The organism is Acinetobacter sp. G18, assembly GCF_052660225.1.
In genome coordinates this window covers 2,685,409-2,698,901 of the sequence record NZ_CP109658.1, presented here as the reverse complement: position 1 = coordinate 2,698,901, position 13,493 = coordinate 2,685,409, and the positions used below count along the sequence as shown (strand labels likewise).

Annotated in this window: 11 protein-coding genes; 1 reads left to right on the top strand and 10 read right to left on the bottom strand. The window is 41.8% G+C overall.

Features of this window, described 5'->3' with window-relative positions; translation table 11 throughout:
- Positions 1 to 49: 49 nt before the first annotated feature.
- Positions 50 to 1,510 (bottom strand): coniferyl aldehyde dehydrogenase, encoded by a 1,461-nt coding sequence (locus tag NE363_RS12810; protein ID WP_240060737.1) that lies wholly within the window; start codon positions 1,508 to 1,510, stop codon positions 50 to 52.
- A gap of 129 nt (positions 1,511 to 1,639) precedes the next feature.
- On the opposite strand from NE363_RS12810, the gene NE363_RS12805 reads away from it, so the two are divergent.
- Complete coding sequence (locus NE363_RS12805) at positions 1,640 to 2,710, top strand: AraC family transcriptional regulator (RefSeq protein WP_445535210.1); 1,071 nt, start codon at positions 1,640 to 1,642, stop codon at positions 2,708 to 2,710.
- A gap of 15 nt (positions 2,711 to 2,725) precedes the next feature.
- On the opposite strand, the gene NE363_RS12800 is transcribed toward NE363_RS12805, so the two are convergent.
- The 9 genes from NE363_RS12800 to NE363_RS12760 form a co-directional block, all read right to left on the bottom strand.
- Entirely contained in the window at positions 2,726 to 3,622 is an 897-nt protein-coding gene (locus NE363_RS12800; RefSeq protein WP_445535209.1) for a DMT family transporter, read from the bottom strand.
- 144 nt (positions 3,623 to 3,766) lie between these two features.
- Positions 3,767 to 5,518: a tannase/feruloyl esterase family alpha/beta hydrolase gene (locus NE363_RS12795; protein ID WP_445535208.1), complete on the bottom strand. Its 1,752-nt coding sequence runs from the start codon at positions 5,516 to 5,518 to the stop codon at positions 3,767 to 3,769.
- A 33-nt stretch (positions 5,519 to 5,551) separates the two neighbouring features.
- Positions 5,552 to 5,941 carry a PaaI family thioesterase gene (locus NE363_RS12790; RefSeq protein WP_004702855.1) on the bottom strand — a complete coding sequence of 130 codons (390 nt, stop codon included), beginning with the start codon at positions 5,939 to 5,941 and terminating at the stop codon, positions 5,552 to 5,554.
- Positions 5,942 to 5,980: 39 nt separating this feature from the next.
- Positions 5,981 to 6,517 (bottom strand): DUF3237 domain-containing protein, encoded by a 537-nt coding sequence (locus tag NE363_RS12785; protein ID WP_445535207.1) that lies wholly within the window; start codon positions 6,515 to 6,517, stop codon positions 5,981 to 5,983.
- A gap of 58 nt (positions 6,518 to 6,575) precedes the next feature.
- Complete coding sequence (locus NE363_RS12780) at positions 6,576 to 7,826, bottom strand: OprD family porin (RefSeq protein ID WP_445535206.1); 1,251 nt, start codon at positions 7,824 to 7,826, stop codon at positions 6,576 to 6,578.
- Positions 7,827 to 7,908: 82 nt separating this feature from the next.
- Entirely contained in the window at positions 7,909 to 9,048 is a 1,140-nt protein-coding gene (locus NE363_RS12775; protein ID WP_445535205.1) for an acyl-CoA dehydrogenase family protein, read from the bottom strand.
- A 75-nt stretch (positions 9,049 to 9,123) separates the two neighbouring features.
- Positions 9,124 to 11,010: a feruloyl-CoA synthase gene (locus tag NE363_RS12770; protein WP_445535204.1), complete on the bottom strand. Its 1,887-nt coding sequence runs from the start codon at positions 11,008 to 11,010 to the stop codon at positions 9,124 to 9,126.
- 82 nt (positions 11,011 to 11,092) lie between these two features.
- A complete protein-coding gene (locus NE363_RS12765) occupies positions 11,093 to 12,544 on the bottom strand; it encodes an aldehyde dehydrogenase (protein ID WP_445535203.1) in 1,452 nt (483 codons plus the stop codon).
- 37 nt (positions 12,545 to 12,581) lie between these two features.
- The gene (locus NE363_RS12760) at positions 12,582 to 13,421 is read right to left on the bottom strand and encodes a p-hydroxycinnamoyl CoA hydratase/lyase (protein WP_169538806.1); all 840 of its coding nucleotides are present in this window, start codon (positions 13,419 to 13,421) and stop codon (positions 12,582 to 12,584) included.
- Positions 13,422 to 13,493: the final 72 nt, after the last annotated feature.

The window sequence follows — 13,493 nt, the reverse complement described above, 5'->3', positions numbered from 1 at the left end:
TTTTAAACCCCATAAAAAAGCCTCATTACGAGGCTTTTTTTATAATCTATTATTTAATATTTGGATCGCCTTTTTTCAAGAAAAAGCGAATTGCCAGTTTTTGCAAGAATGTTCCATAAGGAGGGTGGAAAAGCTGGGTCGGGAAAAACCGATGACGAATAAATACAGTTTTTGCATGTGAAAGTTCACGAAAACCTTCTTCACCATGATATGACCCCATGCCTGAGTTACCGATACCACCGAAAGGAGCATCATGGTTAACTACATGCCAACCCCAGTCATTGATAGTTACACCACCCGAATGAGTTTCACGTAAAATACGGTCACGTTCTACGGAGCTATGTGTAAAGCAATAAAGTGCTAAAGGTCGTTCGTCCGATTTCACGTAGGTAATTGCATCATCTAAAGAATCATAAGCCACCACAGGTAAAATAGGGCCAAAGAGTTCTTCTTTCATAATGCGCATGTCTGGCGTGCAATTCAGCACAATCTGTACAGGCATTCTGCGACCTTGTTGGTCAAAGCTGTAAGTATCACAAGGAATAACACGTGCACCTTTTGCTTGTGCATCGGTCAAAATATCTTGAATACGTTTTAAATGGCGGTCATTTACAATCGATGTGTAATTTTGATTATTTGTGATGTTTTGACCAAACATTTTTATAAAGCTTGATTTTGCAGCATCTACAAACTCATTAATACTTTCTTTAGGAACCAATGCATAGTCAGGTGCTACACAGATTTGACCACTATTGGTTGCTTTACCATGTGTAATACGTTTTGCTGCATCGGCAAGCGGGTAATTACGGCTTACAATGGCTGGTGATTTACCACCTAACTCAAGTGTCACAGGCGTTAGATTTTCAGCTGCAGCTCTCATGACGACTTTGCCAATGGCAGGAGAGCCAGTAAACACAATATGGTTAAATGGCAAAGTGGTAAATCTAGCAGGATCTGTAATTTCTTCACCAAAAACCGCCACTTCATCTTCATTGAAAACTTCGGCAAGCATGCGTCGAAGCATTGCGTTGGTATTGGGGGTAATTTCAGGCAGTTTAATCATAACTCGGTTGCCTGCAGCTAATGCGGCAATGAGTGGGCCTAGTGCTAAATAAACCGGGAAGTTCCAAGGCACAATCACACCAACCACACCTTTAGGTTGGTATTGCACACTTAAACGATTTGATAAAAATAAAAGCTCGGTACGGCGTTTACTTGGACGCATCCAGCGACGTAAATGATGAATCGCATGATCAGCTTCCAACACAGAGCCAAGCAAATCGAGTAATTTGGATTCATCGAGTGATCTTAAACTAAAGTCAGCATTAATCGCAGTAGCTAAAGCATCTTGATAACGAATAATTTGTTTTTTAAGTTGATGCAGTTTTGTGCGGCGTGCTTCAAGACTTGGGTAGGGATCTGCCTCAAAATTGGCACGTTGTTTGGAAAAAATAAGTTCCATATGTTCAGTGGCAGAGCCGCTATATTCTTTTAAAGTGGAGCTTTCCATTATTGTTCCTTCCATACTTTTGCTTATCATACTTTATGCTTGAAGCGTCGTATGGTCGATGTTAAATTGAGACAACAAGAGGTAGTTTAGTGCCATTATGCACGTCACTCTAGGGATGGTGTGAGTTAAATGCCTAAAAATATTTATAAAAATACAAATAGTATTATCGAAGGAAATTATGATAATACATCTCTGGGTTCGAATACATATTTGCTAGGTTTGACCAGTTTATTCGATGAAATGGGTTCGCAATGCCATTCAATATTAGATGTCCTATCTGGTACAGATATTTCGCCAGAGGCTATAAGTCAGCCTTCTTTATATATTTCTCAAGTCCAAAAAATTCAGTTATTTCAAAATATTCAAAAACTATCTCATGATCCCTTAATTGGTCTGCGTGCAGGACAAAAGCAGCGGCTGTCAGATTTTGGGGTGTATGGCTACGCACTATATTCTTCGCGCAATTTTAGACAAGCGGTAGAGCTTGGTATTCGGCATATTAAACTTGCAGGGCCTATTTTAAAGAAGTCTTTTTATATTCGAGATGACGTTGCGATTTTTGAAGGGCAGGACATTATTGCACTAGGTAAGCTTCTACCTTTAGTGTGCGAGTTTTGGTTTAGTTCAATGCAAACCTTAATTGAACGAGTACTTGAAGGACCATTTCAAGCGAAGAAGCTTTTATTACCTTATCCAGCACCTGTCTATGCAAAAGAATACGAAAAAGTTTTTCATTGTCCTGTTCAGTTTAATGCTGGGGTGATGCAATGGCACTTTGATTTAAAATGGCTCGATGTACCTTGCCCAAATGCCAACCCGATTACTGCTGATATGTGTAAATCGTTTTGTGAGCGTATGTTAGGTGCAGCAGTAGCCGAAGAGCCTGAGTTGGTGAAAACAATTCGTTTAATATTATTGGATGGAACGGGGCTTTTTCCGTCGGCTCAAGAAATGGCTGAACGGTTACATATGTCAAAGCGAACCTTACATCGGCGCTTGGCAGGTTTTGATTTAACTTATCAAGAACTTTTAGATGAAACTCGGTGCCGTCTTGCTGATGAATATTTGCGGGAAACAACTTTAACTGTAGATGAAATTGCCGAAAGAATTGGCTTTTCAGATACTTCTAATTTTAGAAAAGCCTATCGTCACTGGACAGGCATTTCACCAAATGAGTATCGAATACAGTACCTAAATTAGAATCAGGGATGTCGGCTATTTAAATCGAGAAAGTAACTTTTTCTGCAAAAATGGATTACAGAGCAATATGGCAAATAAAATAATAAATATACCGATAATGCTAAACAGATCCGGTAATTCATGCCAAAAAACAAATCCCCATATTCCTGCAAAAATAATAGCAATGTAATTCATGGGGCCAATTTGGCCTGCTGGGGCTAAGCTATAAGCATAAGACATAAATAGTTGGCTAATGTTTGCTAAAAGACCTGCGGCAATCAGTAGGCTTAATTCGTGCCAAGTGAAAATACGCCAATGCCAAAACATTGGAATAGAGGAAATTAAACTGCCAAAAACACAGAAGTAAAAAACGATACGTTCAGGCGGCTCTGTACTGGTTAAAGCTCTTACGGTGACAAAAGCCATTGCTGATAAAAAGCATGCACCCAAGCCAATAAAAGATAGTGCGTTAAATAAACCTTGGTCGGGTTTAGCAACAAATAAAACCCCAACGAGGCCAATCACAGCGGCAAAAATCATCGATTTGGTAATTTTTTCTTTTAAGAAAAGCCATGCAATCAGTGGAATAAAGATAGGGGATGAATAACTAAAAACCATGGCATTTGAGAGTTTTAAGTTCGCTATGGCATAGAAAAAACCGTACATTGCAGCAAGACCGACTAGACTTCGCCACGTGTGCATCCAGAGTTTATCGGTTTTAACGAAGTCTAAGCCCTGTTTAAACAGCATCGGAATAAAAATAAATAAACCTACAGCATTTCTAAAAAATACGACGGTCGCGTTGTCTACCGTTTGTGAAGCAAAACGAATGCACACCCCCATAATGGAAAATAATAACGCTGATGTCATAAGACAAAGTAATGCTTTTCCAAGTTGAGTGGAGGGGAGATTTGAAGCAGTCTGATTTTGCATAACGAAATGAGTTTTTGGCTTTCGGTGTTATCTTAGCAGCGATGTAGGCATTGGATGAAATATCATGTGATAATGATTCAATATGTAAGCCTAAGACAATGAAAAAAGAGAGCCTGTTAAGCTCTCTTTTAATTTTATAGGGTGTTATTTACAGCTAAAGTTTTCAGCTTTTTCGCTATCACCTTGCCCGTTGTAACGAGCAATCAGTGGGTAAGGGCAAAGTGGGCGGGTACGATCAGGTGCCCAGTCTTGTGGAAGCTCAGTATTCACTTGACCACTTGGGTTACCTGCGCCGCGTGCAGTCGCAATGATTTTGTCAGGGGCTTGCCCATATTCCACCCAGTTAACTAAAGCAGTCAATGCATCAAATTGGTCGGTCGCAATGCCATCACGGGTATGGTTCATGCCCGGAACTCTAAAGAAACGTGCAAATTCAGGTGCTGTACCTTTTGCATCATTTTTATAGTGTTGTAGCAGTTGATCGTACCAATTTTGGGTGTCATCCACAGAGAAAACGCCGTCTGCTGTGCCTTGTACCACAATCATTTTTCCACCGTGATTGCGGAGTTTATCCAGATTGAGTTCATCGGGTGGCATCATAAATGACATCGAACTTTCGGTGTATACATTATTGGTTGCCGAGAGTTTTGGATAGTCGGTATCGAAGTTAAAATTAAAGGCAAATTGTCTAGAGTTTTGAGTCACAGTTGGGTCTGGTGGAACCTGAAAAAGAATACCGACTGCAACGGGGTCACGTGCTGTTCCCACCGAAGATTCAAATTTCCAGCTTGCCCAGTTACTGCCAACTAAACCGGGGTCGAAAGGCTGGGTTGCATAGAGCGCTTGTCCAGCCGAATTTACAGGGCCGCGGTAAATGTTGGCTAATACATCAATTTGTTCGGTGCTTAAACAAGTACCATCTCTTGTGCTTGAGCAAACGGGTACATCTTTGTGAATATCAAAAGCTGTACGGCAAGCTTCGACATCTTGCACCAAGCCATCTGCAACACCATCTAAGGCATCGCATCGATCTAAAATCGCTTTTGCTAATACTTTGCGCTCTGAAAGGGTAAGAGCCGTACTTAGGTCATTTTCATCTGTTGCGACACGACGAAGCTGCTGTGCTGTGTAGAGTTGAGCTGCGGCCGCACGAGGTAAATGAAAACCTGGTGTACTTGCTAAAATTCCATCATATTGGTCACCCAAACGGGTTGCGGCAATCATGGCATGACGCCCACCGTTAGATGTGCCGCCTGCATAGGAGCGGTCTGGCAATTTACCATATGCGGCTTTAATTAGGTTTTTTGCCATAGGCGTGAGTTTGGTAATTGCACCATAGCCATAGTTGATTCTGGCTTGAGGGTCTAAACCAAACATTGGATTTTGTGAAGTGTTATGTCCAGCATCGGAGGAAATAACAGCAAAACCATCATGTAGAGCATTGGTGAGTGGTCCACCGCTACCAACCTGACCTGTTGCAGGAACTAAATTACCATCGGTTCCGCCATTACCTTGATAGAGAAAACGACCATTCCAGTCAACAGGTAGGCGCATTTCAAAACCAATTTGATAGGTTTGTCCATCGACAGGGCTTATACGTTGATCCATATAACCTTTAACCAAACAATGAGCGCCAATCGGTTTATTGGCGACAGTCAATGTGCCTGCCTCTTGAAGAGTGGAAGAGCTAATGACCGTATTGTTGTATTGAAATCCGAGTAAGTCCGTACAGCTTTCTGTCATTTTTACGCCAACAGCAGGAGATAACTGCGGTGGTTTGGTTGTTGAGGGAATCGTTGTGTCATCATTATCACTTCCACAGCCTGCCAAAGTACCAAGCATGGCAAGCACTAAAGCGGAGCGGGTCAAAATTCGTTTATTGTTGGTGTAATTCATTTATTCATATCCTTATTGAATGAATGTTTGTAATTAATCTAAAACCAAAAAATTAGCTGTGCTTCGTGCGATCATTTTGTTGTTTTGCCAAGCTTCACTTTCGAGATTCAGTACAGTTTTGCCTTGTTTAATGAATCGGCATTTTGTAATGACTTCGCCCACAGCACAGGGCCTTAAAAAATCCATCGTTAAGTTGATGGTGGTGGCGGGTTTATGGTCATTGGCGAGATATGCAAAAAGTCCCATCACGTCGTCAAGCATGGCGCAGATCATGCCACCTTCAACGGTGCCGCGTGGATTGGTAAAGCTTTCTAGTGCTGTGTAGTGGATGGTGAGTTCAGTGTTTTTGTCATTCCAATGGATATTGTGTCCACCCAAATGGTGATGGATGGGCGGTAAGTGTTCTAAAGTTTTTTGATCCATAATGAAGTGTCCATCCTTTTGTAAGTGTTATAAAAATTATTATTTCACCGTATAGGCATCATAAATAACCGCTTTGCCCAAGCGCATTGCACTACCTACTGCAACGGTCTGGTTAAGCCATGCATATTTAGATGAGCTGGTTTCAAACTGCATGGTAATTTTGAAATAGTAATTTTTCGGGTCAACATCTTTGCCTTGAGCAAGCTGTTTTAGTGTTTCGGCTGAGCCATGTCGGTAACCTTTGGTTTGAAGATAAATAAGTGCACCGTCATCGGTTTCTAACAAGTATCGCGTATCAATAATCGCTAGTCCTTTACTGTCAACGATTTGCCAATCTGCGCCATTATTTAAAATACGGCCTTTAAGTGTTTTGCCTTCGAATGTCCCACCTGTAATAGGAATAATTCTGCGTTTACCAGCATCACTGGTTGTGCCTAACTCCCAAACAGGGGCATTTAAATCAACACTAAATTTTGCTAAAGGTTCAAGCTGAATAGGTGGAGGGCTATATTGAGTTTCAGCGTGAGTCAGGGCAATCAGACTCATTGTGCAGAGTAGCGTTACAACTTTCTTCATGATGAATTTCTCGAAATTAAAAAGAGGTTCTATATGTGACAGAACCTCTTGTTTTGAATTATTTAAATTTCCATGTGTAATCAATGTTTATACGGGTTTCATTTACAGGTTTGATGTTGGCAGTGGAGAGCATGTTGTTGTCATAGATTGCGTAGCGTGCCCGTAACCCTAAATTTTTTAACCAACCACTTTGAACGGTGTAACCCACATCAAAGTCAGTTTCGCGTTCTTTTAGATTGGTTCCACCTAAGTTAGGTGCATAAATATTGTGGCCTGTGGTGTAACGGGTCATGAAACGTAACCCCGGTACATAATCTTTAAAGTCGTATTCATAGCGGAAGCTATAGGCTTTTTCTTTTGCGTTTAAAAACTCACCCGGCCATGTATCAATAAGGAGTCCGGTTTCACCTCCAGTCAAATACGGGAAAGCCGTATCGCCATGATGTTGGAAGGTTCCAAAAATAAATTTATGGTTTTGATGTTTAAGTTCGAAATGTGCATGATAAAGGTCATTATCGACTAAGCCAGCTTTTGCTTGTCCGTCATCTCGGCTGCGATAGTAGCGTAATTGAGAACTTAGGTTAGTGGTGTCATTAATTTTGTATTGGTGTAATGCACCGACCATGGTTTGGTTATAAAGATCATCAACATCCATGTAAAAAGCGGTGAGCTTGAGTGCAGGGTTAAACTGATAGTGTCCACCTAAATAATAAAGGCCGCTTGTCTCAGCACTTTTAAATCGTCCATTTACCCCAGAAATTTTGATTTTTTCATAGTTGGTTGAATCTCTTTGATTTACTTCATCGATATAGGCGGCTTGTAAATCGAAATCTTTAATATCTTTACTGGTGAGTGAAATTCCTCGATAGGTTTGGGGAAGCAATCGAGCAGATGAAGCCACTAAAACAGGGTTCATTGGCATTAGAGTACCAATGCGTAGTTCAGTTTGACTCATTTTAGCTTTTGCTGTGACGCCAATTTCTCCATAAGAGTCTGCCGGTTCATTGGTACGCGTGTCTCTAGGTAAATTGCCTGTACCTGCGTATTTGGCGCTTGCATCTAGTTTAAAACCTGCTGTTGCCAGTACATCTAGCCCAAAACCAACGGTTCCTTCGGTATAGCCTGAATTGGCTTTGAGAATAAACCCTTGTGTCCAGTCCCTCGCTGCTGGATAAGTTGATGGGACTTGATAGTCTCGGTCAAAGTAGAAATTTCGTGTGGTGAGTTCTACTGAACTGTTATCAATAAAATTGCCAGCCCACACTGAACTTGAGAGCATAAGGGTAGAGTACATCCATAATTTCGACATCGCATTTCTTCCTGAAATAACATTTTTTGTTTTCAAATAAGGCATAGTTGTTGTGCCTGCCTTATTTGGTTTTTAAATCGAATTATTTTCCGAGCAGTTCTCGGGCCACGATTTCTTTCATAATTTCATTGGTTCCCCCATAGATTTTTTGTACCCGTGCATCCACAAAAAAACGTGAGATTGGGTATTCCTGCATGTAACCGTAGCCACCAAAAAGCTGGAGTAATTGGTCAATCACTTCACATTGGATATCGGTAATAAAGCATTTCAATGCAGCAACTTGGGTTACGCTTAACTGGTGTTGTTGATATAGCGCTGCACATTGGTCTACAAAGGCTTGGGCGGCTTTCGCTTTGATTTGCGCGTTTGCCAGCACAAAGCGTGTGTTTTGCATTTGGCTTAAAGGTTGTCCGAAAGCTTTACGCTCCAGCACATAGTTTTTAGTGATTTCAATAGCCCCTAAAATTGACCCCAACGCCATCATGGAAATACTCAAACGTTCGCGAGGTAACTCTTGCATTAAATAAGCAAAACCTTGTCCTTCTTCACCCAAACGTTGTGTGACAGGTACACAAACATCATCAAAAAATAGTTCAGCTGTATCTTGGGCATGCAGTCCGATTTTTTGTAATGAACGGCCTTTTTTAACGCCATCTAACGCAGCATCGACTAGAAAAATCGAAATGCCTTTTGCTTTAGCTTGCGGATCAGTTTTTGCTATTAGAACGATCAGATCGGCATGCAGACCATTTGAAATAAACGTTTTTGAACCATTAATACGGTAATGGTCATTTTCTAAAATGGCTTGAGTGCGTATAGCCTGTAAGTCTGAACCAGCATTCGCTTCGGTCATGGCAATAGCAGTGACGACTTCACCTGTCACCATTTTTGGTAACCAATAACGTTTTTGCTCTTCAGTTCCAATATTTTGCAGATAAGGAGAGACCAACTCATTTTGCCCGCCAATGGCAACTGCCAAAGATGCGAAGCCAGCTTGAGCCGTTTCTTGAACCAGCATGAGTGAGTAGTGCACAGGAGCGCCGTACCCTCCATATTCCTCGGGCACATCGACGCACAAAAAGCCATTTTCCCCAAGACGAAGCCACAGATCACGCGGGATGAGGCCATCGTGTTCCCACTGTTCATAATACGGAGCAACCTGTTCTTTTAAGAACCTGCGGTAGCTGTCTCGAAATAGTTCAAATTCTGTATCGTGTGGCATGTTGAACCTTTTTTTAGGCAAAAGTGAGGCTAAGGCCCAAACCTAAGTTTGAGCTTCCTTTTTTATTTCAATCGCTTATTGCTTTAAGGTGGGTACGCGAATAATCAGTGGGTTATCAGTCTGCTTTTGATAAAGTTCATCAATTAAAGCGGCACGACGTTTCGTAATACTGCTTTGATTGAGATTGCCTTTATCGGTCACTTCGCCGGCATCGAGTTGAGGTGGCTCGGTCATTAAATAAAGCATAGAGACTGTATTTGAACTGCCAGTCGCATCTTTATTAAAGATCGTTAAAAATTGGCGGTACCATTGCTGGACTTTAGGGTATTGTAATATCTCCGCTGCAGAATGTTCACCAAGCTTAAGGCCTGCATATTGAGCACACGCTTCTAATTTTGGAAAAATCAAAAAACCAACCGCATTCAGGTTTGAACCTGTAATGCAGACATCTTGAATCAGTAAGTTACCTTGAATGAGCACTTTGTTGCGTAATGTGCCCACATTCACAAAAGTGCCTGTATTGAGTTTAAAGTCTTCAGCAATTCGTCCGTCATACATCAGGCCTTTGGTTGGATCATTGATGTCGACTAAACGCACAGCATCACCCGTATGGAAAAAGCCTTCATCATCAAAAATAGTGCTTTGCTGGTCCGCCTTTAAGCGCCAATAACCTTTCATGACATGTTTGCCACGAACGCAAAACTCAAGTTTGTCACCACATGGCACTAGCTTGATTTCGCATCCCGGAGCAGGGTATCCAATAAAGCCAGCCATCACGCGTGGACCAGTGGTAAAAGCACAAGAGGGAGCAGTCTCAGTCATGCCTAATCCGCTCATGATGCGAATTTTTTCTCCGCAATGTTGCTGAGCAATTTTATCGAGTCTGTTCCAGCCCGCTTCTGAAAGCGCTGCACCTGCAAAGAATAAAATTTTAACTTTGGCAAAAAAGCGATCTCTTAATTCTTCATCTTTTTCTAAAGCTTCAGTGAGTTCTTCCCAGCCTTTTGGCACATTTAAATAAACGGTTGGAGAAATTTCTTTCAAATTACGAATGGTTTCGTCAAATTTTCCTGCAACGGGTTTGCCATCATCAATGTAAATGGTGCCTCCGTTATAGAGCGCAATGCCGACATTGTGACTGCCGCCAAATGTGTGGTGCCAAGACAGCCAGTCGAGTAGGACAGGCGGCGTTTCTTCAAACTCAGGGAAAGTTTGTAATAACATTTGCTGATTAACACACAACATTAAATGCGTGGTTGGTACAGCTTTAGGCAATTTGGTTGAACCCGAGGTAAATAAGAATTTGGCAATTTGGTTTTCATCAAGGGTTTGATAAAACTCTTGAACATTTGAAACTGGTGTATCTAACAGCGACTGAAAAGATGTGCAAATCTGATCGCCTACAATTCCTTTATTGGTCACCACTTCAATATCAGGCGTAATACATGCCTGAATCGCTTTGGCAAAAGCTTGTCCATCACTGGCATAGACCATACCAGGAGTGAGCACTTCAAAGACATGTTTGAGTTTGCCAAAGTCTTGGGAAATCAGAGAGTAGGCGGGTGAAATTGCTGAAAAAGGCACACCTGCCAGCATGGCACCCATAGAGAGTGTTAAATGTTCGAGATCATTACCACTTAAAATAACCAGAGGTCTTTCTTGGTTTAACTTACGTTCATGTAATGCCTGAGCAATGTGCCATGCACGTTGTAAAACTTCTGCATAACTCAGTTTGACCCATTCACCTTGAGCATTGCGTTTTGCTGCAAAAATATGGTCTGGTTTGGTTTGTGCAAAATGAATTAACCGATCTGTAAGTTTTTGTGGATACGGTTTTAATTGCTCTTTTGGGCTGATATAGAGCATGTCATCTTTATGGTGATAATGAATATCATGTTGCCCTAATTTTACGAACCGTTCGCGGTCTTGTGATTGAGTGGCATTCATTTGCATTTCTTTCACTCCATGGAAAGCGCATCACTGCGCTTTATTTTTTTGCATCATGCAATTTTTATTTAATATGTTGTTGTCTGCATTACCCTGACTAAATCGGGTAATGACGTGATTGGGTCTGAATGGTGATCCAGCGTAGTTCGGTAAATTCGGCAACAGAGACTTTACTACCAAAACGTCCGTAACCACTCGATTTTGTTCCGCCAAATGGCATTTGAGCTTCGTCATGTACGGTTGCGCCGTTAATGTGACAAATACCCGAATCAATCTGTTTAGCCACTTCTAATGCCTGTGAAATATTTTGGCTAAACACTGCTGAAGACAGACCAAACTCGCTGTCATTTGCCAGTGCTACGCCTTCTTCAATGCTTGAAAAACGTTGAACTGTGCATACAGGTCCAAATGATTCTTCGCGGTAAAGCAACATGTCAGGTTTAATATTGAGCACCAGTGTCGGTTGCATGGTGGTGTCTTCAATATGAATGCCTAAAGGTAAGTCAGCCCCTTTGTTTTGAGCATCTTCCAATAAATGCTGAATACGGTTTGCAGCGCGGCGACTTTCCAAAACACCCAGTACATTGTCTTTTGAGGTTGGATTACCTGCCCGAATAGAGCGGGTTTTTTCAATCAGTTTTTCAATAAACTGGTCGGCAATTTTGTCTTGAACCAAAACACGTTCGGTCGACATACAAATTTGTCCCTGATTAAAGAATGCTCCAAAAGCGACTGCATTTACGGCTTCATTAATGTCAGCTTCATTTAAAACCACGACAGGGGCCTTACCACCCAATTCAAGTAAAACAGGTTTTAAATATTTAGCCGCAGTCTCGGCAATAATTTTTCCGACTTTGGTTGAACCCGTAAAATTAATGCGTTTCACGGCTGGATGAGACACTAAACGCTCAACGATTTGTGGTGCATCTTCAGCGGCATGCGTAATCACATTCACCACACCTTCACCAAGTCCTGCTTCATGTAACACTTCACCAATTAGACGATGTGTTGCGGGGCAGGCTTCCGATGCTTTTAACACTACCGTGTTACCACAAGCCAAAGGCATAGCAAGCGCACGTGTTGCCAAAATGACAGGGGCATTCCAAGGTGCAATGCCAACAATCACACCACAAGGAACTCGGACACCCATTGCAAGATTGCCCGGCACATCTGACGGAATCAGACTTCCGTCAATTTGTGTGGTCATGGCTGCGGCTTCACGTAACATGTTTGCAGCAAGATGAACGTTAAACCCATACCATGTGGCAGTTGAACCTGTTTCTTGCATTCCAGTTTCAATGAATTGCTCGGTTTTTTGGTCCATTAAATCGGCTGCTTTTAACAAACGTAAGCGACGTTCGGTAGGCGAGAGTTTCGACCATACTTTAAAAGCTTGTTGTGCCGATTCGATTGCACGGTCAACATCTTCCAGTGTTGCGGCAGCAGCTTTACTGGCTACTGATCCATCAATGGGACTAATACGCTCAAAAGTTGCCTGATTTGATGCATCAACAGATTGACCGTGAATAAGTAACTGTACATTTTGCATGGGTTGTGTCCTTACATTGCCATTAGAGAATCAAAAGTTAACCAGTACGTTTATAGCTCTGTAAACCCGGTTTAATTGATTTTTCATCTAAAAATTGTTTCAAACCTTCTTGGCGACCATTTTCAGTATCGCGGTGGATACATTGATCAAGCTTGGCATATAAGTAGTCTTCGTTTTGATCCCAAGTCAGTTCACGACAACGCTTAAAGCCATTTTTAGCTGTACGAAGAACCACAGGGTTTTTCTCAAGTAGACAGTTTGCAAGTTCAGTCACTTCTGCTTTTAATTGGGCAAGCGGTACGCTTTTGTTCACAAGGCCCATCGTTTCAGCTTCTTTACCGCTAAAGGTTTTACCCGTCATGATGTAATACAAAGATGCTCGATGACCTACGGTATCTGCCATTGCTTTGCTTACAAGGTTACCCGGTGGGATACCCCAGTTAATTTCAGATAAACCGAAAGTTGCTTCATCTGCTGCAATTGCGAGGTCACAAGCCACTAAAGGTGAGAAACCGCCTCCAAAGCACCAGCCGTTGACCATAGCAATCGTTGGTTTTGAATACATGCGAAGAAGTTGCCACTGCCAACGGCATGAGTCACGGCGAATACGTTCTTGGAAAATTTCAGGCTGAGTGTCGACTTCACGGAAATATTCCTTCAAATCCATACCCGCTGTCCAAGAATCACCTGCACCCGTCAACACTAAAACACGTGCATCTTGATCAAGCTCAAGAGTTTCTAGCACATCAATCATTTCGCGATTGAGTGTTGGGCTCATGGCATTTTTCTTTTCCGGACGGTTTAGGGTGACCCATGCAATTCCATCTTCAACTTTAACATCTACTGTTTCCCAGCGGTTTTCATAACTCATCTTCATACTCCTTGAATGATTTTTTGCTGTTCTGGGATTTAATTTAATATCAGTTAAACTTACATTCAAGTCTTTTTT